15 protein-coding genes are annotated in these 21,267 nt (G+C 65.6%); 7 read left to right on the top strand and 8 right to left on the bottom strand.

The annotated features are described in order from the left end of the window. Positions 1 to 22 precede the first annotated feature (22 nt). Together E5790_RS08195 and E5790_RS08200 are read right to left on the bottom strand one after the other, a co-directional pair. The gene (locus E5790_RS08195) at positions 23 to 1,264 is read right to left on the bottom strand and encodes a dipeptidase (protein WP_111205868.1); all 1,242 of its coding nucleotides are present in this window, start codon (positions 1,262 to 1,264) and stop codon (positions 23 to 25) included. A gap of 135 nt (positions 1,265 to 1,399) precedes the next feature. After that, a complete protein-coding gene (locus E5790_RS08200; protein WP_014648949.1) occupies positions 1,400 to 2,569 on the bottom strand; it encodes a class I SAM-dependent rRNA methyltransferase in 1,170 nt (389 codons plus the stop codon). A 386-nt stretch (positions 2,570 to 2,955) separates the two neighbouring features. Here E5790_RS08200 and E5790_RS08205 point away from each other — a divergent pair, with 386 nt between their 5' ends. Continuing rightward, positions 2,956 to 3,918 carry a TerC family protein gene (locus E5790_RS08205; protein ID WP_014648950.1) on the top strand — a complete coding sequence of 321 codons (963 nt, stop codon included), beginning with the start codon at positions 2,956 to 2,958 and terminating at the stop codon, positions 3,916 to 3,918. A 106-nt stretch (positions 3,919 to 4,024) separates the two neighbouring features. After that, positions 4,025 to 4,795, top strand: a complete 771-nt coding sequence (locus tag E5790_RS08210) for a rhomboid family intramembrane serine protease (protein WP_111205867.1) — start codon at positions 4,025 to 4,027, stop codon at positions 4,793 to 4,795. A gap of 153 nt (positions 4,796 to 4,948) precedes the next feature. Here the strand turns inward: E5790_RS08210 and E5790_RS08215 are convergent, their stop codons facing one another. The 6 genes from E5790_RS08215 to rpmH all read right to left on the bottom strand — a co-directional run bounded on the left by E5790_RS08215 (position 4,949) and on the right by rpmH (position 12,689). Next, the gene (locus E5790_RS08215; RefSeq protein ID WP_111205866.1) at positions 4,949 to 6,055 is read right to left on the bottom strand and encodes a glycerophosphodiester phosphodiesterase; all 1,107 of its coding nucleotides are present in this window, start codon (positions 6,053 to 6,055) and stop codon (positions 4,949 to 4,951) included. Positions 6,056 to 6,192: 137 nt separating this feature from the next. After that, entirely contained in the window at positions 6,193 to 7,542 is a 1,350-nt protein-coding gene (mnmE, locus tag E5790_RS08220) for a tRNA uridine-5-carboxymethylaminomethyl(34) synthesis GTPase MnmE (RefSeq protein ID WP_111205865.1), read from the bottom strand. A gap of 3 nt (positions 7,543 to 7,545) precedes the next feature. Further along, entirely contained in the window at positions 7,546 to 10,218 is a 2,673-nt protein-coding gene (locus E5790_RS08225; protein WP_032958459.1) for a polysaccharide deacetylase family protein, read from the bottom strand. Positions 10,219 to 10,333: 115 nt separating this feature from the next. Continuing rightward, complete coding sequence (gene yidC, locus E5790_RS08230) at positions 10,334 to 12,049, bottom strand: membrane protein insertase YidC (protein WP_136191724.1); 1,716 nt, start codon at positions 12,047 to 12,049, stop codon at positions 10,334 to 10,336. Next, positions 12,049 to 12,543 carry a ribonuclease P protein component gene (gene rnpA, locus E5790_RS08235; RefSeq protein WP_080053031.1) on the bottom strand — a complete coding sequence of 165 codons (495 nt, stop codon included), beginning with the start codon at positions 12,541 to 12,543 and terminating at the stop codon, positions 12,049 to 12,051. The genes yidC and rnpA overlap by 1 nt, the downstream gene beginning before the upstream one ends. A 5-nt stretch (positions 12,544 to 12,548) precedes the next feature. Beyond that, on the bottom strand, positions 12,549 to 12,689 hold the full coding sequence (rpmH, locus tag E5790_RS08240; protein ID WP_005411729.1) for a 50S ribosomal protein L34: 141 nt from the start codon (positions 12,687 to 12,689) through the stop codon (positions 12,549 to 12,551). A 255-nt stretch (positions 12,690 to 12,944) separates the two neighbouring features. On the opposite strand from rpmH, the gene dnaA reads away from it, so the two are divergent. From dnaA to E5790_RS08265, 5 genes are all read left to right on the top strand, one after another. After that, complete coding sequence (gene dnaA, locus E5790_RS08245) at positions 12,945 to 14,276, top strand: chromosomal replication initiator protein DnaA (protein ID WP_014645405.1); 1,332 nt, start codon at positions 12,945 to 12,947, stop codon at positions 14,274 to 14,276. Positions 14,277 to 14,551: 275 nt separating this feature from the next. Next, the gene (gene dnaN, locus E5790_RS08250; protein ID WP_005411731.1) at positions 14,552 to 15,652 is read left to right on the top strand and encodes a DNA polymerase III subunit beta; all 1,101 of its coding nucleotides are present in this window, start codon (positions 14,552 to 14,554) and stop codon (positions 15,650 to 15,652) included. Between the two features lie 993 nt (positions 15,653 to 16,645). Continuing rightward, on the top strand, positions 16,646 to 17,740 hold the full coding sequence (gene recF, locus E5790_RS08255) for a DNA replication/repair protein RecF (RefSeq protein WP_014645406.1): 1,095 nt from the start codon (positions 16,646 to 16,648) through the stop codon (positions 17,738 to 17,740). 112 nt (positions 17,741 to 17,852) lie between these two features. Beyond that, complete coding sequence (gyrB, locus tag E5790_RS08260) at positions 17,853 to 20,312, top strand: DNA topoisomerase (ATP-hydrolyzing) subunit B (protein WP_014645407.1); 2,460 nt, start codon at positions 17,853 to 17,855, stop codon at positions 20,310 to 20,312. A 67-nt stretch (positions 20,313 to 20,379) separates the two neighbouring features. Next, positions 20,380 to 21,228 carry a type II CAAX endopeptidase family protein gene (locus tag E5790_RS08265; RefSeq protein ID WP_049442536.1) on the top strand — a complete coding sequence of 283 codons (849 nt, stop codon included), beginning with the start codon at positions 20,380 to 20,382 and terminating at the stop codon, positions 21,226 to 21,228. The last annotated feature ends 39 nt before the right edge of the window (positions 21,229 to 21,267 follow it).

Genomic DNA, 21,267 nt, shown 5'->3' on the forward strand with positions numbered 1-21,267 from the left:
GCCGGCACCACCGCACGGCGTTTCAACCGCCCTGCTTTGCGGCGTAATCCTGCGCCTGGCGCATCACCCGCAGCAGGTTGCCGCCCCAGATGCCGGCAATCTGCTGCTCGGTATAGCCCTTGCGCAGCAGCCAGGCGGTGATCTTCGGCAGCTGGCTGACATCGGGCAGGTCACTCAGGCCACCGCCGCCATCCCAGTCCAGGCCGATGCCCACGTGCTCGGGGCCGACCACCTTGAGGATGTGCTCGAAGTGGGCGAAGAAATCATCCAGGCTGGCGTGGCGCACCGGGTGCTCGTGGTCCAGTGCCTGCTCGGCCTTCAGCAGGGCAACACCCTGCTCGATGCCCATGCCTTCCCAGCCGCCCAGCTGCCTGCTCAGCGCTTCTTCGGCCTGCGTGCGCTCGGGCGTCTTCGCGGTGTCGATCAGGTAGCCGCCATAGGCGTTCACCTGGATCACGCCGCCGGCCTTGGCCAGCTTGCGCAGGCGCGCGTCATCAAGATTGCGCGGGTGGTCGTAGACCACCTTGGCCGAGCTGTGCGACAGCACGAAGGGCACCGGCATCATCGCCAGCAGGTCATCGAACACCGCGTCCGATGCATGTGACTGGTCGATCACGATGCCCAGCTTCACCGCCTGCCGCACCAGTTCCTTGCCGGCCGGGCTCAGGCCCTTCCACTCCGCGCCCTTGGGATCGGTGGCCGAATCGGCGAACTCGTTGTTGGCGAAGTGCACGGTGCTGAGCAGCCGCAGGCCGGCGCGGTGGTAGAACGAGAGCAGGCTCGGGTCTTCCACCAGCGGGCTGGCATTTTCCATGCTGATGTAGACCACACGCTTGCCGGCGGCCTTGATCCGCGCCGCATCATCGGCGGTCAGTGCCAGCGCGAAGCGCGCGGGATTGGCCGCCAGCATCTCGCGGATTTCCAGCAGTCGCTGCAGGCCGTGGTCACGCTCGGCCAGGTGGGCCGCTGCGCTGCGATCGCCCTGGTCGGTGTAGATCGCCCAGAAACCGCCATCGAGCGCACCTTCGACCATGCGCGGGTAGTCCACCTGCGAAAGCGCGTTGCGGTCGTGGCGCTGCTCGATGTCGAAGCCGGTCCGGCCGAAATTTGCCGGCGTATCCAGATGGCTGTCGAGCGTGACCAGGCGCTGCTGCAGCGCCTTGGCACGGGCCAGTTCCTCGGCGCTGAACTCGATGGCGTGAGCCGAAAGCGGCGCGCACAGCGCCACGGCGAGCACGACGGACAGGTGGCGCAACGATGGCATGGGCTCTCACCGGCAATGGGAAGAGCCCGACCATAGCGCTGCACCCGGCCTTTTTGTAGAGCCGAGCCCATGCTCGGCTGCCAGACAGATCATCCGAGCGTGGGCTCGGCTCTACAGAGATCGGCAGTGACGCGGTCAGTCCACCACGCGGCAGAACACGGCCTTCAGGTAACGCGATTCCTGCACGTGGGCCATGAACGGGTGGTCCGGACCGGCGCCGGCCACCTTCAGGATCTGGATCGTGCGGCCGGAGAAATACGCCGCGCGGCGCAGCATGTCGAGGAACTGGTCCTCGGCCACCAGGCCGGTGCAGGAGAACGTGGCGAACAGGCCGCCCGGCTTGACCACGCCCAGCGCCAGCTTGTTCATGTCCAGGTACTTCTTCAGCGCAGTGATGACCTGGTCGCGGTCGCGGGTCATCTTCGCCGGGTCCAGGATCACCACGTCGTACTGCTCGCCACGATTGGCCGCATCACGCAGCCACGGGAAGATGTCGGACTGGACGAACTTCGGGCGCACGTTGTTCAGGCGCGAATTGCCCTTGGCGATCTGGATGACGTCTTCATCGATGTCGATGCCGACCACTTCCGAGGCGCCTCGCGCCGCCGCATACACCGCAAAACCGCCGGTGTTGCAGCACAGGTCCAGCACGCGCTTGCCTTCCACCTGCTGGCTCAGCCACTCGCGGTTCTCGCGCTGGTCGGCGAAGAAGCCGGTCTTGTGCGCACCTGCCGGGTCGGCGCGGAACTTGATGCCGTACTCGGTGATCACCGACGCTTCGGTGGTGGTATTGCCGTGGAAATCGAAGCTTTCCTGTTTCTGCACGTGCTCATCGGCGAAGCTGTGGAAGCGGCAACCCGGGAACTGCTCGCGCAGGGCGTCGTAGATCCACTCGCGGTGGCGGAACATGCCGGCGGCGAAGAATTCGACCACCACCAGGTCGCCGTAGCGATCCACCACCAGGCCGGACAGGCCGTCGCCTTCGCTGTGCACCACGCGCCAGGCGTCGGAGACCGCGTCGAGCTTGAGCACCTCACGGCGCAGCGACACCGCCTGGGCGATCTTGCGCGAGAACCAGCCGGCATCCACCGGCACGTTCTGGTCGGTCTCAAGGATGCGCACGGCAATACGCGAATGCCCGTTGTAGAACCCGCGGCCAACGAACTCGCCATCAATGCCGACCACGTCGACGATGGAACCGGGCTTGGGCCGGACGGTCGGCTTCTCGACCAGTTTCTGGAAGATCCACGGGTGGCTGGAGCGCCACGCATTCTTGAGGCGGACAATCGGAAGGGGGGTATTCATCCACCCATTGTAAACCGGGCGCCGGGGTCAGATCCCCGAAGGGGCTCTGACCCCCGCCGGCGTGCCAACCAAGGTTGGCACCCACCAGGCCGGAACGGGCTCGGGAATGGGGTCAGAGCCCCTTCGGGGATCCGACCCCTCGTCCCCCATTTGACGTCGGCCCAGCCAGACGGCAGAATCGGCGCCAGAAGGGGAGTAGCTCCCAGACGTTGTCGCCGTCATTTCGAGCCCGCAGGCTCCGGTGCAACGGCAGTTCCAGCCGACTGGAACTGCGAGCGAGACCTTCGCCGTACTGGCGAAGCTCTGTCCCTGGATCCCCCTCCCGATCCTCCGTTGCAGATCCTCGCCGTCCGGCCTGGCATTCATCTTTCCAACGGACATTCCCAATGCAGACGATCGGTAACGTGTGGTTGTGGGGCGGCTTCGCAGCGGTGGTGGTCATCGCCCTGCTGGTCGACCTCGTGTTGATGCGCCATGGTGGACCGCACAAGGTCACCTTCAAGGAAGCCCTGTGGTGGTCGATCGGCTGGGTCGCGCTGGCCCTGTTGTTCAACGCCGGCCTCTGGTACTACCTGAATGAGACCGCCGGCCAGGTGGTGGCCAACAAGGTCGGCCTCGAATTCCTGACCGGCTACCTGGTCGAGAAGGCGCTGGCGGTCGACAACATCTTTGTGTTCCTGATGATCATGAGCTACTTCGCAGTACCGGAGGAGCAGCGCCAGAAGGTGCTCATCATCGGCATCCTGGGTGCGATCGTGCTGCGTACGATCATGATCTTCGCCGGCAGCGTGCTGATCAGCCAGTTCCATTGGCTGCTCTACGTGTTCGGCGCCTTCCTGCTGTTCACCGGCTGGAAGATGTGGTTCGCCGCCGGCCAGGAACCGGATCTGGAAACCAACCCCGCCCTGCGCTGGATGCGCAAGCACCTGCGCCTGCTGCCGGACTACGCCGGCAATGCGCTGAGCGTGAAGCGCGATGGGGTGCGCTGGTTCACCCCGCTGTTCGCGGTGCTGATCCTGATCGCGGTCACCGACGTGATCTTCGCCGTGGACAGCATCCCGGCGATCTTCGCGATCACCACCGACCCGTTCATCGTGCTCACCTCCAACGTGTTCGCGGTGCTGGGCCTGCGTGCGATGTTCTTCCTGCTGGCCGGCATGGCCGACCGCTTCCACCTGCTGCCGTACGGCCTGGCGCTGGTGTTGGCCTTCATCGGCATCAAGATGATGATCATCGACCTGTTCAAGATCCCGACCCCGGTGTCGCTGGGCGTGGTCGCGGTGATCATCGCCGCCACCGTGGTGCTGAGCCTGAAGTACCCGCCGAAGGAAGGCTCGGGCCACGCCTGAGCCTGAGCGGTGGGAAGGCGCGGCCGGCGGGATTGTCCCGCCGGCCGCACCCACTCTCCCGCAACAGTGGCCTTGGTTTCGCGCCAGCCACCGCCATTGCTGAGGTATGGACAACAACACGCCCCTGCCCGCCGGCGACGTGCCGGCCCCCCGCAATGACCGCTCGCGCATCCTGCGGGCGTTCAATGTCAGCCTGGCGGCCGTGCTGGTGCTGGTGGCCGTGTTCGCCCTGCAGGGCACGTTCGACTGGCGACCGTGGGCGGTTGCGCCACTGGAAGCCAAGGGCCTGCTCGGCCTGATCGGCGGCCCGATGCTGCATGCCTCGGTCGAGCACATCGCCGCCAACAGCATCGCCATCCTGATCCTCGGCACCCTGGCCGGCAGTGTGTATCCCAAAGCCACCGTGCGCGCCCTGCCCCTGCTGTGGCTGGGTTCGGGCCTCGGCGCGTGGATGCTGGGCAATCCGGGCAGCGTGCACCTGGGTGCCAGTGGCGTGACCCACGGCCTGATGTTCCTGCTGGCCAGCCTGGGCCTGCTGCGCCGTGATCGTGCAGCGATCGCCACCGGCCTGATCGGCATGCTGTTCTACGGCGGCATGCTGATGACCGTATTGCCGCACGCCGATGGCGTGTCCTGGCAGTCGCACATGGGCGGCGCCTTCGCCGGCATCATCGCCGCGCTGCTGTTCCGCAACGCCGACCCCCTGCCGCCGCGCCAGCGCTACAGCTGGGAAGACGAAGAAGACGAGGCCGAGCCGCTGGCCGACGACGAGCTGGAGCCACCGTCACCGCAGCGCGTGCCGGTGCTGTGGCAGCCGCGCGAGGGCCAGGACTACGTGGTGATCCCGTTCCGCCGGCCGGACGAGCCGCGCAGTTGAGGGGACGGTCGTGCCGGCCGCTGGCCGGCAACCTCATGAACCGGTAGTGGCCGACCTTGGTCGGCGCGGTTGTTGCGTGCCAACCAAGGTTGGCACCTACCAGCGCACACCGGCCCCCGGGTAGCGCCGGGCCATGCCCGGCGCGTTGATCGCTCAGTTCCCCGCTGTGCCCATCCCATCCACCGCCTGCCGGCCCAGCGCCGGATCATCGGTGAAGAAGGCATCGATGCCGGTCGCCAGGTAGGCGCGCATCTCGGCGATCGAGCCTTCGACGTTGCGCGCGTTGTCGGCGCCCTTGCGCAGGTTGCTGGGCTGGAAATGGTTCTCCGGGCGGAAGGTGTACGGAATCACCATCAGGCCGGCCGCGTGCGCATCTCGTACCAGCGCGGTCGGCGTGCCCAGCGCGCCCTTGGCATCCAGCGGAATGATCGAGCGCAGCTCGGGGCCGATGCCATCGGCGTAGGCGGCGATGTCCTTCAGCCCGGCCGGGGTCATCATCTGTGCGTAGGTCAGCGTGCCGCCGGCCTTGGCGATGTCGGCCGGCTGGGTATCGCCCTTCCACAGCAGCTGCAGCAGGCGGATGTTGCTGCCCCGGCCGATCTTGCCATGCAGGTAGCGCAGGTTGGCGGTCTCGAACGACTGGATCGTGACCGGGCCGACATTGGTGTACGCGTTGCCACGCAGCGCGGCCAGCAGTTTGTCTTCCATCGGCAGGCCGATGGACTGGAAATAGGTCGGGTGCTTGATCTCCGGCACGAGGCCGATGCCACGGTTGGCGCGCCCGGCCTGCTGCACCAGGAAGGCCAGGATCTCGTCCAGGCTGGCGATGCGGAACTGGCCGTCGTAGGCGGTGCTGCGCAGTTCCGGCAGGCGCTCACGGGCGTACAGGGTCTTCAGCTCGGCCAGGGTGAAGTCCTCGGTGAACCAGCCCTCGACCTGCTGCCCATCGATCACCTTGCGGGTGCGGCGGCTGGCGAACTCCGGATGCGAGGCGACGTCGGTGGTGCCGCCGATCTCGTTCTCGTGGCGGGCCACCATCACCCCGTCCCTGGTCATCACCAGGTCCGGTTCGATGTAGTCGGCGCCATCGGCGATGGCCTGCGCATACGAGGCCAGGGTGTGCTCGGGCAGCAGGGCGCTTGCCCCGCGATGGCCGTAGACCGACACCTTGGGCACGGCCGGGGTGGAGGATTCAGCACTCATGGCCACCGATGGTGCCACGGCCAGCGACAACAGCAACGCACAACCCCACGACTTCACTGCGACTTCCCCAAGCGGTATGTGATGGGCGTCAGTATGCGGCGGCAATGTGACAGGTGGGGGAAGCCAGTCCCTGTAGAGCCGAGCCCATGCTCGGCTGACGGGTAGAACAGCCGAGCATGGGCTCGGCTCTACAGTTACTTGCCGATGCAGAAACTGGAGAAGATCCTCCCCAGCAGATCATCGGCACTCATCTGCCCGGTGATCTCACCCAGCGCATCGTGGGCCAGCCGCAGTTCCTCGGCGGCCAGCTCCAGGTGCTCGTGCGCCAGCTCGCCATCGGCGCGCTGCGCATGTTCCTGCGCGCGTTCAATCGCATCCACGTGGCGCGTGCGCGCGGAGAACTCGCCGTCCACCTGCTCACCGGCACCGGCCGAAGCAATCGAACGCAGGCGCGCATGCAGGTCGTCGAGCCCGGCGCCGGTGGCGGCCGAAACGAACACCCGATCCGGATCAGCCAGCGACGGCAACGCCGCCAGCAGATCCGACTTGTTGTGGATGTAGACCTTGTGCGGTACCGTCGCCACGGCCTCGCCCAGCGCCGCTTCACCGGCCGCCGGATCGCGCGCATCCAGCACGATCAGCGCCAGGTCGGTGCGCTCGATTTCCACGTGGGCGCGGCGCATGCCTTCGCGTTCGATGGCGTCGCCGCCGTCGCGCAGGCCGGCGGTGTCGACCAGGGTCAGCTCCAGGCCATCCAGGCGGATGGTTTCGCGCAGGGTGTCGCGGGTGGTGCCGGCGATGTCGGTGACGATGGCGCGTTCGCTGCCGGCCAGCGCGTTGAGCAGTGAACTCTTGCCCGCATTCGGCGGACCGATCAGCACCGCGTGCAGGCCATCGCGCAGGCGACGGCCGCGTTCGGCATCGCGGCGCAGAATGGCCAGATCGCTGCGCGCCTGTTCCAGCCCACGCCGCACCTGCGCGCCACCGAGGGTATCCAGCGGTTCGTCGGCGAAGTCGATGGCCGCTTCCACGTGGATGCGCAGCAGCACCAGCTGCTCGACCACCGCATCGATGCGGCGCGAGAACACGCCATCCAGTGAACGACGCGCCGCGCGTGCGGCACGGTTGTCGCCCGCGGCGATCAGGTCGGCGATGGCCTCGGCCTGGGCCAGGTCCAGCTTGCCGTTGAGGAACGCCCGTTCGCTGAACTCACCCGGCCGCGCCTGGCGCGCACCGAGCGCGATGCAGCGCGCGACCAGCTGCTGCAGCAGCACCGGGCTGCCATGGCCCTGCAGCTCCACCACCTCTTCGCCGGTGAAACTGTTCGGTGCCGGGAACCACAGCACGATGCCATCGTCGATGACCTCGCCGTCGGCATCACGCAGGCGCGCGTAGTGCGCGTGGCGCGGGCGCAGTGCAGGCGCCCCCAGCGCATTGGCAATCGCCGCAGCGCGCGGACCGGACAGGCGCAACAGGCCGACACCGCCGGCGCCGGGGGCGCTGGCGATGGCCACGATGGTGTCGGTGCGGATCGCGTCGTTCATGGCTCAGAGCTTCTCCAGCTGCGCGCGCGCCTGGGCCGCGCCACTGCCCTGCGGCTGCAGCGCCAGGTAGGTGGTGTAGGCCTGCTTCGCCTTGGCCTTGTCGCCGGCGTTGAAGTAGGCATCGCCCAGGTTCAGATGGGCCACCGCGCGCGACGGGTCGATCTTCAGCGTGTTCTCCAGCCAGCGCGCGGCTTCTGCATAGCGCTGCTGGCGGTAGTAGACGAAGCCGAGGTTGTTGGCGGCCTGGGCGAAATCAGGACGCAGCTTCAGCGCTTCGGCGAACTGCGCGGCTGCCTCGTCGTACTGCTTCTCGCGGTACAGCTGCAGGCCGCGGTCGTTGGCCTGCTGCGCGCGCTGGCGGTCTGACGCCGGGCCAGCGGTGGGCACCACCAGCTTGGCCTTGCCACCCTGCAGGTCGGCCACCGTCACCGGCGCCTGGCTGCCCTTGGCCTCGCTGGCCGCATCCACCTTGTTGTTCAGCGCGATCGCATCGGCGGTCAGCTGGCGCGTATCGGCGTTGAGGAATTCCTGGCTGTCCGGCACCTGGAACACGAACTCGCCGCCCTGCGAACCGGGCAGGCTGCCGAAGGCCGGGGTCTGGTGCGAGACCGCCGATACGGCCGGCGCCACGTAGGCGGCCAGCTCGGTACCGGTGATCAGGCCGTCGCCGTTGAGGTCGCCCTTGCCGGCCAGCGCCTGCAACAGCACCCAGGTGAACACCGAATGGCCGTTGGGGCCAGCATCGGCCACCTGCTGGTCGGCACCACCGGCGGTCAGCATCTGCCGCGCGCTGCGACGCGCGTTCTCGCGCAGGAACGACGACGACGACGGGCCACCGCGGGTCAGGCCCAGGCCGCTGTAGCAGGCATCCATCACGAACATCACATGCTTGGCCTGCATGCTCTCGGCAATGTTCTGGATGTCGGTCATCGCGATGGCGTCGGTGGCGAATTCCTTCGGGTCCGAATCGACCGGAATGATGTAGCCCAGGTCGCGCCCGGAAGCGAGCTGGCGGGTCGCGCCATGGCCGGCGAAGAACACGAACACGCGGTCGTTCTTGCCGGTGCGGTCATCGGCCAGGCGATCGTGGAAGGCCGCGAGGATGTTGTTGCGGGTCGCCTGCTCGTTCTTCAGCACGATCACCTGCGAGGACGGGAAGCCGAACTGCCCGGTCAGGGTATCGGCCACCGCCTGCGCGTCGTGGCTGGCGTACTCCAGCTTCGGCCACTTGGCATAGTTGTCGATGCCGACCACGATCGCCCAGGACTTCTCGTAGCCGGTGGTGACCGTGGCGGCACCGGCATCACCCTTGCGCGCACGGGCGACGGTGAAGTCACGGCCGTTCCAGCCGGCGAACTGGTAACCATCGGCGATCAGCCGGTCGAGGATCTGCGGCAGCGCCTTCACCGCCCGGTCGTGGATGTCGTGGAACAGGATGATGCCGCGCTGTTCCTTGTTCACCTGGTCTAGCACGCGCTGCACGATCGATTCCGGTACCGGGTCGGCCCAGTCCATCGAGTCGATGTTCCACATGATCGACTTCAGCCCGGCCTCGTTGAGCAGCTGCAGGCCTTCGGCATTGCGCGCGCCATACGGGAAACGGAACAGCGGCGCGCGCTTGCTGTCGACATCCTTCAGCAGCGTGTCGGTGTCGAGCACCTGCTGGCGCAGCGCGTCACCGGTGGTGCGCGACAACTGGGCGTGGGTCAGGCTGTGGTTGCCGACCGCATAGCCCTCTTCCATCAGGTTGCGGCTGATCTTCGCCATCGGGCCGAGGCTGACCTTGCCATCGGCCTCGACCTTGCCAAGGTTGCGGCCCACTTCAAAGAACACGCCCGGCACGTCGTAGCGCTTGAGGATGGCCACCACTTCATCGGTATAGGCCTTGTGCGGGCCATCGTCGAAGGTCAGCACCACGGTCTTGGCCGGCAGGTCGCGGCCGAAGATCTCGCGGTCGCTGTCCTTCATCGACATCGGGTAGGGCTCGATCACGCCGTAGTCGCGCAGGATCGCTTCGCGGCTGTAGTCCTTGTGCAGGTGGGCGATGTAGTCGTCCCACTTCTCACGCTTCAGCTCGATGGCACGGGTGCGCTCGAAGCGGCTGAAGATGCGGGTCAGTTCCTGGTTGTAGTTTCGCTCGATCTCGTCAAGTGCCTCCAGGTCCTCGCCGATGCGCTGGTGCAGCTTCACCGCCGGCAGCGACGAATCAGTGCCGACCCGCTCATGCAGATCACGCAGCACTTCGCGGAAGGCCAGGCGGTCGGCGTCGAACAGTTCCGGCGCCGACTCGATGTAGTCCAGCACGGTGCCGAGGGTGGCGAAGCGCTGCGGGCTGGAGCCGCGCAGCAGGGTGTCGAACTGCGCGGCGATCGCCGTGCGCTGTTCCAGGCCATCGTGGAACAGCTGCTGGCCCACACGCGTGGAGGTGCCGCGGTCGGCGGCCGATTGCTGTTCCTCGTCTGCCAGCAGCACGATGATCCGGCGGTAGCCGTCGAGCTGCTTCTGCAGCGCCGCCAGCAACGGCGCGGCGGCCGGATCGGCGGCGGCCGCGGCCTGCGCGCTTGGCTGGGTGACGGTGGTCGCCGGCGCCTTCGCGTCCTTGTCGCCGCAGCCGGCAACAACCAGGGTCAACAACAGCGAGGGCAGGAACAGGCGGAACGACGACGCACGCGGCATGGCGGACTCGAAGGTGGGAGGAACGGTGTGCCGGCGATTCTACCGCCGCATGCGAAAAGCCCGCCTTGCGGCGGGCTTTTGCTGGGGTCAGCCGGCCAGCGGCCGGCTCTACCGATTACTTCTTCTTGACCGGGGCCGGAGCGGTGGTGGCCGCAACCGGCTCGCCGCCATGGCGCTTGGTCATCCACCACTGCTGCAGCAGGCCCAGGCCACCGTTGACCACCCAGTACAGGACCAGGCCGGACGGCATGAAGGCCATCATGACGCCGAACACCAGCGGCATGAACTGCATCATCTTCTGCTGCATCGGGTCCATGCCCGGTGCCGGGGTCAGCTTCTGGGTGAACCACATCACTGCCACGTTGATGACCGGCAGGATGAAGTACGGGTCGCGTGCGGTCAGGTCCTGGATCCAGCCGAACCAGGGCGCCTGGCGCAGTTCGACCGATTCCACCAGCACCCAGTACAGGGCGAAGAAGATCGGCATCTGGATGAGGATCGGCAGGCAGCCGCCCATCGGATTGATCTTTTCCTTCTTGTACAGCTCCATCATCGCGGTCTGGAACTTCTGGCGGTCATCGCCATAGCGTTCCTTCAGCTGCGCGATGCGCGGCTGGAAGCGGCGCATCTTGGCACCGCTCTTGTACTGGGTCGCCGACAGCGGGTACAGCACCAGCTTCAGCAGCACCACCAGGCCGACGATCGCCCAGCCCCAGTTGCCGACCAGCTTGTGCACCTGGTTCAGCACCCAGAACAGGCCCTGGCCGATCACCGCCATCATCGAGAAGCGGCTGTAGTCGACCACGCGGTCCAGGCCCGGCACGTCTTCCTTGGCGATCAGGTTGACCAGCTTCGGGCCGACCCACAGGCGGGCCTCGGTGCTGGTGGACTGGCCCGGGGCCACGGTGAAGGCCGGGCCACGCGCTTCAATCAGGTCACGACCGGCCACCTGCGACAGCACGTAGTGCGCGGTCTGGTCCTTCTGCGGGATCCAGGCGGTGAAGAAGTGATGCTGCAGCATCGCCAGCCAGCCGCCGGTGATGTTCTGGTTCAGTGCGCCGTCGTCCAGGTAATCCTGGAACGCACGACGCTGGTACTTCTTGTCGTTGTCGTACCAGGTGGCGCCGTTGAAGCTGAACGAATCCGGGTTGGTCATGCTCCGCGACAGGATGGTCGGGGTGCGGTCCAGGGTGCGGTAGACGTAGCCGTTCCACGGTGCGGCGCCGGCATTGCTGACTTCGTCCTTGAAGCGCACGGCGTACTCGTTGCGTGAGACGGTCAGGGTGCGCTTGATGGTCACGCCGTTGTCGGCGGTCCACACGAACGGGATCTGCAGTTCGTTCTGGCCCTTGGCCAGCACGAAGTCCTTGGTATCACCGACCAGCTTGAAGCCGTCAGCGCCGGGAACCGGGGTGTTCTTGTCTTCGCTGGCCCAGCCACTGATCGCGCTGTACGGATGCGCGGGGTCTTCGGTCAGCAGGCGAACCGGCGGGCTGCCTTCGTCCTTGGTCTGCGGGAACTGCAGCAGCTCGGCATCGAGCACACGGCCGCCGTCCAGTACCAGGCGCAGCACGTCGGTGGTGACGGTCACGCGCTGGCTGGCCGGGGTGGCGCTGGCCTGGGCCTGCACAGCGGCCTGGCCCGGCGCACCCGGGACCTGCGCGCTGGGGATGCTGCCCGGGGTCGCGCCCGGAACACTCTGTGCAGCAGCCGGGGCCGACGTGGTCGTCGGTGCCGGGGTCGGAGCAGCCTTTTCACGGCTCCACTCCATCCACAGCAGCACGGCCACCATCAGCCAGGCAAAAATGAGGAATACGCGGGTCTGGTTCATCAGCGGACAGGCTCGGCGGGGCCGGGACGCGATGCCGGCTCGGTCAAAGAAGGAGTTGCGATGCCATCAGGCGGCGGCATTGTGCCGTCCACGCCCGGCGCGGGCAATGCACGCAGGCGACGCAGCAGGCGCAGGAAGGCCTGGCGGATCTCGTCGTTGCTGGCGGAACGCGCAGCACTACGCGCCACGACGACGAAGTCGCCTGGCTGGATTTCGGTACGTGTCTGACGCAGGATGTCGCGCAGGACGCGCTTGATCCGGTTACGCCCCACGGCGTTCGGATCAACCTTGCGGGAAACCGCCAGACCCAGCCTGGCCGGCCGGTCAGCCGGCAGCCAGTGCAGGGTCATCAGCGGATCGGACACACGGCGGGCGCCGTTGAAGACCGTTGAATATTCGGCACGCGTGCGAACCCGCGCAGAGCGAGGGAATCGCTTGCGCGGGTCTGCAGTATTCACTGTCGAAGGGATTGCGTCTGCCGCGGGGTGCGGCATGGCAATCAGGCGCTCAGGACTTTGCGGCCCTTGGCGCGGCGACGCGACAGGATCTTGCGGCCGTCAGCGGTCTTCATACGGGCACGGAAGCCGTGGTCGCGCTTACGCTTGAGGTTGCTGGGCTGGTAGGTGCGCTTCGTGGCCATTGGGGGCCTCTCGTATGAATGGGACGGAAAGAACCGGAAATTCTAGAGAGGTACCCTACCCCGCGTCAACCCCTGGCAGCTACGCGAATTCACCGGGCTGTGCAATAGCTGTGGATGTTTTTGTGAATAAGTAGGGGACAAGCATTCCGAAGGCGGGCGCTCGGTGGTAGTCTGAGCCATCCATTTCCCCCCTTTCCGGCCTGTGTTTGGGCGCCTTGTCGCGTCCATGCCCCGGCCACCGGACGATTATTGCTGATGGATGCCTGGTCCCGTAGTCTCGAGCGCCTCGAAGCGGAGTTCCCGCCGGAAGACGTTCATACCTGGTTGAAGCCGCTGCAGGCCGATCTGCGCGTGGACAGCCTGGTGCTGTATGCACCGAATGCCTTCATCGTCGACCAGGTTCGCGAGCTGTACCTGGCCCGGATCCGCGAGCTGCTGGCGCATTTCGCTGGTTTCAGCGACGTTTTTCTTGAAATCGGCTCGCGCCCGCGCCCTGTGGAGGCGCAGAACGCGCCGGTTTCCACGCCGTCGGCGCATGTGTCCAGCGAACCGCAGGTGCCCTTCGCCGGCAATCTGGACAGCCACTACACGTTCGCCAACTTCGTCGAAGGCCGCAGCAACCAGCTGGGCCTGGCCGCCGCCTTCCAGGCAGCGCAGAAGCCGGGCGACCGGGCGCACAACCCGCTGCTGCTGTACGGAGGCACGGGCCTGGGCAAGACCCACCTGATGTTCGCCGCCGGCAACGCCATGCGCCAGGCCAATCCAGGTGCAAAGGTGTTGTACCTGCGTTCGGAACAGTTCTTCAGCGCGATGATCCGGGCCCTGCAGGAAAAGACCATGGATCAGTTCAAGCGCCAGTTCCAGCAGGTGGATGCGCTGCTGATCGATGACATCCAGTTCTTCGCCGGCAAGGACCGCACCCAGGAAGAGTTCTTCCACACCTTCAACGCGTTGTTCGATGGCAAGCAGCAGATCATCCTGACCTGCGACCGCTATCCGCGCGAAGTCGAGGGCCTGGAAGCGCGCCTGAAGTCGCGGCTTGCCTGGGGCCTGTCGGTCGCGATCGAACCGCCGGACTTCGAGACCCGCGCCGCGATCGTGCTGGCCAAGGCGCGCGAACGCGGTGCCGAGATTCCCGATGATGTTGCGTTCCTGATCGCCAAGAAGATGCGCTCCAACGTGCGCGACCTCGAGGGCGCGCTGAATACCCTGACCGCCCGCGCCAACTTCACCGGCCGCGCGATCACCACCGAATTCGCCCAGGAAACCCTGCGCGACCTGCTGCGCGCCCAGCAGCAGGCGATCAGCATTCCCAACATCCAGAAAACCGTTGCCGACTACTACGGCCTGCAGATCAAGGATCTGCTGTCGAAGCGTCGGACCCGCTCGCTGGCCCGTCCCCGCCAGGTCGCCATGGCCCTGACCAAGGAACTGACCGAGCACAGCCTGCCCGAGATCGGCGACGCCTTTGCCGGTCGCGATCACACCACGGTGCTGCATGCCTGCCGCCAGATCCGGACCCTGATGGAGACCGACGGCAAGCTCCGCGAGGACTGGGACAAGCTGATCCGGAAGCTGAGCGAATGATGCACGGATGCCGATGAGGCGTCATCGCACAAAACGGTGCAGAATCCGGTAGCAAGCGCGGGACACGTTGTGGATAAAAATGCCGTTTGAAATCGCGCCAGATTTATCCACAGCTTTCCCCACCCCTTGGGGGTCGGTAATGCAGAGGGTTTCGAGGTCTGAAATACCTTTAATTACAAAGACTTAGCATTGTTTTCCAGCGATTCTGTCTCTACCAGCACCACCAAGCTTTTGATTTATTCCACATTTTTTAAAGCATAGGGGCACAGAACCACATGCGTTTCACACTGCAGCGCGAAGCCTTTCTCAAGCCGTTGGCACAGGTCGTCAACGTGGTCGAACGCCGCCAGACCCTTCCGGTTCTGGCCAATTTCCTGGTCCAGGTGCAGAACGGCCAGCTGTCGCTGACCGGTACCGACCTGGAAGTGGAGATGGTGTCGCGGATCGCGGTTGAAGATGCCCAGGACGGCGAAACCACCATTCCCGCCCGCAAGCTGTTCGAGATCATCCGCGCCCTGCCCGACGGCAGCCGGATCACCGTCTCGCAGACCGGAGACAAGATCACCGTGCAGGCCGGTCGCAGCCGTTTCACCCTGGCCACGCTGCCTTCGAACGACTTCCCGTCGGTGGATGAAGTGGAAGCCACCGAGCGCGTGGCCATCGGTGAGGCGACCCTGAAGGAGCTGATCGAGCGCACCGCGTTCGCGATGGCCCAGCAGGACGTGCGCTACTACCTCAACGGCCTGCTGTTCGACCTGCGCGGCGATGCCCTGCGTACCGTTGCCACCGACGGCCACCGCCTGGCGCTGTGTGAAACCGATCTGGCCAAGCCCAGCGGGTCCAAGCGCCAGATCATCGTGCCGCGCAAGGGTGTGACCGAACTGCAGCGCCTGCTGGAAAGCGGCGATCGCGAGATCGAGCTGGAAGTCGGCCGCAGCCACGTGCGCGTCAAGCGCGACGATGTCACCTTTACCTCGAAGCTGATCGACGGCCGCTTCCCGGACTACGAAGCGGTGATTCCGATCGGTGCCGACCGTGAAGTGAAGGTTGATCGCGAAGCGCTGCGCGCCTCGCTTCAGCGCGCCGCGATCCTGTCCAACGAGAAGTACCGCGGCATCCGCGTGGAAGTCTCGCCGGGCAACCTGAAGATCAGCGCGCACAACCCGGAACAGGAAGAAGCCCAGGAAGAGATCGAAGCCGACACCACGGTCAGCGATCTGGCCATCGGCTTCAACGTGAACTACCTGCTGGACGCTCTCTCCGCCCTGCGCGATGAGGAAGTCATCATCCAGCTGCGCGATTCCAACTCCTCGGCGCTTGTACGTGAGTCCAGCAGCGAGAAGTCGCGCCACGTGGTGATGCCGCTGCGTCTCTGACAGCTGCTGTTCCACGTGGAACCGAACGACGCCCGGGATCTTCCCGGGCGTTTTTTTTTTGCAGGTTCCACGTGGAGCATCGAGAAGACGCAGTTCTCCGGACGACGTCACTTCCGTCGATGGGCTCGGTTGAAATCCGTTGCCTTTCCGGGATGTTCGTCTCGATCGTTGAAAACAGGATCGCTGGATCGTAGCAATGACGAGTCGCGATTGATCGAAAGTCCAGGTGCAGGATCCGATACTCGTCGCCTGTCCCCAGATCTGGCCTGACAGGGACCGATGATCCTGCATCGCGGCGCGATGGACTTCCCTCTGCAAACGCCGCTGTCCACAGGGAAGATTCGATGCAGATTGGGGCAAGCCTAGCTTCTAAATCTGGGTATAAATCTAAAGCATGGTGGTGATGGTAGAGCCAGATCTCGTGGAAAAACACCTTATCTGACTGATTTAAAAGAAATTTATGCACCTGAAACCCCCTGTATATCGGCCTCCCAGCCTGGGGGGGAACCTGTGGATAGTTTCGAAGGCATGGCAAAAGGGCTTTTTTATCCACAGATTGCCCATACCTTGTGTATAAGTCATACAGGGCAGCTGTGGACAGCGTGGAACGATCGGTCTGAATTCTTTGAAATCTGTGGAACCGCCCAGGGCATGGGACCGTAGATTTCGAGGAATCTGCAGGTTCATCCGCCGGTACTCGTCGGCGACGAGGCAAGTGCTGTCCACGGCATCGCCTGAAATTGGCGAAATCCAAGGCTCACACCCCCGCTACCCTTCGTAGAATCGAAGGATTTCCGGGCTTGCCGAGACCCGCATCTGCTGGGATGAGGAAACAGCGCCACGTGGAGCCAGCGGTCAGGGCGCAGGCAGACCTGCGGTAACTGCTCCATAGCTGGCCGGATAGCTGGCCGGGCACGTCCGGCTTGACCGATGCAGTAAGCTGATGAATTCCCTGCCCCTCTGCCGCCCCGTGCGGATGGTCTTTCGCGCCCCATGCTTATCCGCCGCCTCGCCCTGCACCAACTGCGTCGCTTCAATGCGGTGGAGCTGTCGCCCCAGCCGGGATTGAACCTGCTGACCGGCGACAACGGTGCCGGCAAGACCAGCGTGCTCGAGGCCCTGCACCTGATGGCCTATGGGCGCAGCTTCCGTGGTCGTGTCCGCGATGGATTGGTGCGCCAGGGCCAGGAAGCGCTGGAAATCTTCGTGGAATGGGACGAACAACGTGCCAATCACCCGCCGCACCGCCGAAAGGCCGGCCTGCGGCACAGTGGTCAGGATTGGAAGGGGCGCCTGGACGGCGAAGACGTGGCCCAGCTCGGCAATCTGTGCGCAGCGCTTGCGGTAGTCACATTCGAGCCAGGCAGCCATGCGTTGGTCAGCGGTGGTGGTGAACCCCGCCGCCGATTCCTCGATTGGGGCTTGTTCCACGTGGAACCTGATTTCCTGTCCCTGTGGCGCCGGTATTCGCGGGCACTGAAACAGCGCAATGCCCTGCTCAAGCAAGGTGGCCCGTCGCGGATGCTGGATACCTGGGATCACGAACTGGCTGAAGCCGGCGAACCGTTGACCAGCCGTCGGCAGCACTACCTGGAGCGTCTGCAGCAGCGCACCGTGGCGCTGGCTTCCAGCCTGGCCCCGCAGCTCGGCATCCAGGCACTGGAACTCAGCCCGGGCTGGCGTCGGCACGAGCTCCCTCTGGCCGATGCGCTGCTTCTGGCCCGGGAACGTGACCGCCAGGCCGGATACACCTCGGTCGGTCCGCACCGGGCAGACTGGAGCGTGGATTTCCACAGCATTCCGGGTCGCGATGCGCTGTCCCGCGGCCAGGCCAAGCTGACGGCATTGGCCTGCCTGCTGGCGCAGGCCGAGGACTACGCGGAACAGCGCGGCGAATGGCCGGTGATCGCATTGGACGATCTGGGCTCGGAGCTGGATCGCACCCACCAGGCGCGGGTTCTGCAGCGCCTGCTCGGTGGGCCGGCGCAGATCTTCATCACCGCCACCGAAACGCCGGCGGCGCTGCAGGAACTGACCCACATCGCCCGGTTCCACGTGGAACATGCACAGATCGTGGCTGTGCCATAGTGGGCACACCAGGGCCGCTCGACCCCGGCTGGTATAATTCGGGTTGAAATCCTTTCATTCTCGGCGCATCGCTCCAAGCGGTGGCCGACCTGCGGAGCCTACGGCAAGCGCAATGAGCGACGAACAGAACACCCCGGCAAACAACGGCAATTACGACGCCAACAGCATCACCGCCCTGGAAGGCCTGGAGGCTGTCCGCAAGCGACCCGGCATGTACATCGGCGACGTGCATGACGGCACCGGTCTGCACCACATGGTGTTCGAGGTTGTCGACAACTCGATCGACGAAGCGCTGGCCGGCCACGCCGATCATGTCGCGGTGACGATCCACGCCGACGGCTCGGTCTCGGTGTCCGACAACGGTCGCGGCATTCCGACCGGCAAGCACGAGCAGATGAGCGCCAAGCTCGGTCGCGAAGTGTCGGCCGCCGAAGTGGTGATGACCGTCCTGCACGCAGGCGGCAAGTTCGACGACAACAGCTACAAGGTGTCCGGCGGCCTGCACGGCGTCGGCGTCAGCGTGGTCAACGCGCTGTCGCAGAAGCTGCTGGTGGACGTGTTCCAGAACGGCTTCCACTACCAGCAGGAATTCAGCAACGGCGCCGCCGTGACCGCGCTGGCCAAGCTGGAAACCACCACCAAGCGCGGCACCACCGTGCGCTTCTGGCCGTCGACGGTCGCCTTCCACGACAACGTGGAATTCCACTACGACATCCTGGCTCGCCGCCTGCGCGAGCTGTCGTTCCTGAACTCCGGCGTCAAGATCGTCCTTGCCGACGAACGTGGCGATGGCCGCCGTGATGACTTCCACTACGAAGGCGGCATCCGCAGCTTCGTGGAGCATCTGGCCCAGCTGAAGACCCCGCTGCACCCGAACGTCATCTCGGTCACCGGCGAGCACAACGGCATCGTCGTGGATGTGGCGTTGCAGTGGACCGACTCCTACCAGGAGACGATGTACTGCTTCACCAACAACATTCCGCAGAAGGACGGCGGCACCCACCTTGCCGGCTTCCGCGGTGCGCTGACCCGTGTGCTCAACAACTACATCGAGCAGAACGGCATCGCCAAGCAGGCCAAGATCAACCTGACCGGCGATGACATGCGCGAAGGCATGATCGCGGTGCTGTCGGTGAAGGTGCCGGACCCGAGCTTCTCCAGCCAGACCAAGGAAAAGCTGGTCAGTTCCGACGTGCGCCCGGCGGTGGAAAACGCCTTCGGCGCGCGCCTGGAAGAGTTCCTGCAGGAAAACCCGAACGAAGCCAAGGCGATCGCCGGCAAGATCGTCGACGCTGCGCGTGCACGCGAAGCGGCGCGCAAGGCCCGCGACCTGACGCGCCGCAAGGGCGCGCTGGATATCGCCGGCCTGCCGGGCAAGCTGGCCGACTGCCAGGAAAAGGACCCGGCGCTGTCCGAACTGTTCATCGTCGAGGGTGACTCGGCAGGTGGCTCGGCCAAGCAGGGCCGCAACCGCAAGAACCAGGCGGTGCTGCCGCTGCGCGGCAAGATCCTCAACGTGGAACGCGCACGCTTCGACCGCATGCTGTCCTCCGACCAGGTGGGTACGCTGATCACGGCCTTGGGCACCGGCATCGGCCGTGACGAGTACAACCCGGACAAGCTGCGGTACCACAAGATCATCATCATGACCGACGCCGACGTCGACGGCGCCCACATCCGCACCCTGCTGCTGACCTTCTTCTACCGTCAGATGCCGGAGCTGATCGAGCGCGGTTACGTCTACATCGGCCTGCCGCCGCTGTACAAGATCAAGCAGGGCAAGCAGGAGCTGTACCTGAAGGACGACCCGGCGCTGGACAGTTACCTGGCCAGCAGTGCGGTGGAAAACGCCGCGCTGGTGCCGGCCACCGGCGAACCGGGCATCGAAGGCCTGGCGCTGGAAAAGCTGCTGCTGGCCTATGCCGCCGCGCTCGATTCCATCGAACGCAATGCCCACCGCTATGACCGCAATCTGCTCGAAGCGCTGGTCGATTTCGTGCCGATGGACATGGACAGCCTGCGCAATGCGGGCGAAGGCGAAGGCCTGGATGCGCTGGCCAAGCGCCTCAACCAGGGCAGCCTGGGCAGCCCGCGTTTCAGCCTGGAACTGCAGGAGGCCAACGAGGAGCGCCCCGCCGCCGTGCTGGTGACCCGTCGCCACATGGGCGAGGAGCACATCCAGGTGCTGCCGCTGTCGGCGTTCGAAAGTGGCGAACTGCGCGCGATCCACCAGGCCTCCAAGCTGCTGCACGGGCTGGTGCGCGAAGGTGCAACGATTTCCCGCGGCGCCAAGTCGATCGAAGTCGACAGCTTCGCGAAAGCGCAGAACTGGCTGCTCGAGGAGGCCAAGCGCGGCCGCCAGATCCAGCGATTCAAGGGTCTGGGTGAAATGAATCCGGAGCAGTTGTGGGATACCACGGTGAACCCGGAGACCCGTCGCCTGCTGCAGGTGCGCATCGAGGATGCGGTCGCTGCCGACCAGATCTTCAGCACCCTGATGGGCGATGTGGTCGAACCGCGTCGTGACTTCATCGAAGACAATGCGCTGAAGGTCGCCAACCTGGATATCTGACACAATCGGGACCTGGCCGGTGCGCGGGGAGCTGCACCGGCCTTCGTCCCTTGAACGCAGGTACCTGATGTCCGCATCCGCCCCGGTCTCCGCCGCTCCGCCTCCGGTTCCGCCGCCGTCTACCTCGCCGCGCGCCGTGGCACCGTTGGCAGGTTTCTTCATCGACCTGGGCATCGCCGCCGTCACCCTGGTCGGCCTGAGCATGGTCACCGGACTGTTCTGGGGCTTCTACCGTGCGATCGTGGTCAGCCGCGCCAACGCCGCGGCCAATGGCGGTGCACTCACACCTGACAGCGCCGGCGCGGCAGTGGGCCAGCCCGGGGCCCTGGCCCAGATCCTGATGGCCCTGATCGCCACCGGTGGTGCCGCGCTGCTGCTGTACTTCTGGCGGCGCCCGGCGAACGCCGGCGAACGCCTGGCCTCGCGACAGGCGCTGCAGCGTCCTTCCACCTGGGGCTGGACCCTGCTGGTGGCCACGCTGATCGTGGTTGGCAGCAACGGCGTCGCCTTCCTTTCCAAGCAGTTCGGCATCGAGCCGGTGCCGACCAACGTGGAACTGATGCAGAGCGCGATCGCGCGCTTCCCGTTGTTCCTGGTGCTGTTTGCGGTCGTCCTCGCCCCCGCCTACGAAGAGCTGCTGTTCCGTCGTGTCCTGTTCGGGCGCCTGTGGCAGGCCGGCCGCCCCTGGCTGGGCCTCATCCTCAGCAGCCTGGCGTTCGCCCTGGTCCATGAAGTGCCCGGTGTCAGCAAGAACTCGCTGCTGGGCATGGCGCAGCTGTGGCTGGTCTACGGCGGCATGGGTGCCGCCTTCTGCTGGCTGTACCGCCGCACCGGCACCCTGTGGGCGGCGATCACGGCGCATGCGCTGAACAACGCGGTGGCGCTCGCCGCAATGGTGTTCCTGGGGTCAACGTAACGCCGTGCCCGCTTGACGAAAGATTAAGCAGGTACGCTA

This window comes from Stenotrophomonas sp. PAMC25021 (genome assembly GCF_004795795.1).
GTDB lineage: Bacteria > Pseudomonadota > Gammaproteobacteria > Xanthomonadales > Xanthomonadaceae > Stenotrophomonas > Stenotrophomonas muris.

Excerpts from the sequence above, each read along its gene's own strand:
- E5790_RS08195 (WP_111205868.1), bottom strand. The coding sequence starts at position 1,264 with ATGCCATCGTTGCGCCACCTGTCCGTCGTGCTCGCCGTGGCGCTGTGC.
- E5790_RS08200 (WP_014648949.1), bottom strand. The coding sequence starts at position 2,569 with ATGAATACCCCCCTTCCGATTGTCCGCCTCAAGAATGCGTGGCGCTCC.
- E5790_RS08205 (WP_014648950.1), top strand. The coding sequence starts at position 2,956 with ATGCAGACGATCGGTAACGTGTGGTTGTGGGGCGGCTTCGCAGCGGTG.
- E5790_RS08210 (WP_111205867.1), top strand. The coding sequence starts at position 4,025 with ATGGACAACAACACGCCCCTGCCCGCCGGCGACGTGCCGGCCCCCCGC.
- mnmE (WP_111205865.1), bottom strand. The coding sequence starts at position 7,542 with ATGAACGACGCGATCCGCACCGACACCATCGTGGCCATCGCCAGCGCC.
- E5790_RS08225 (WP_032958459.1), bottom strand. The coding sequence starts at position 10,218 with ATGCCGCGTGCGTCGTCGTTCCGCCTGTTCCTGCCCTCGCTGTTGTTG.
- yidC (WP_136191724.1), bottom strand. The coding sequence starts at position 12,049 with ATGAACCAGACCCGCGTATTCCTCATTTTTGCCTGGCTGATGGTGGCC.
- rnpA (WP_080053031.1), bottom strand. The coding sequence starts at position 12,543 with ATGCCGCACCCCGCGGCAGACGCAATCCCTTCGACAGTGAATACTGCA.
- rpmH (WP_005411729.1), bottom strand. The coding sequence starts at position 12,689 with ATGGCCACGAAGCGCACCTACCAGCCCAGCAACCTCAAGCGTAAGCGC.
- dnaA (WP_014645405.1), top strand. The coding sequence starts at position 12,945 with ATGGATGCCTGGTCCCGTAGTCTCGAGCGCCTCGAAGCGGAGTTCCCG.
- dnaN (WP_005411731.1), top strand. The coding sequence starts at position 14,552 with ATGCGTTTCACACTGCAGCGCGAAGCCTTTCTCAAGCCGTTGGCACAG.
- recF (WP_014645406.1), top strand. The coding sequence starts at position 16,646 with ATGCTTATCCGCCGCCTCGCCCTGCACCAACTGCGTCGCTTCAATGCG.
- gyrB (WP_014645407.1), top strand. The coding sequence starts at position 17,853 with ATGAGCGACGAACAGAACACCCCGGCAAACAACGGCAATTACGACGCC.
- E5790_RS08265 (WP_049442536.1), top strand. The coding sequence starts at position 20,380 with ATGTCCGCATCCGCCCCGGTCTCCGCCGCTCCGCCTCCGGTTCCGCCG.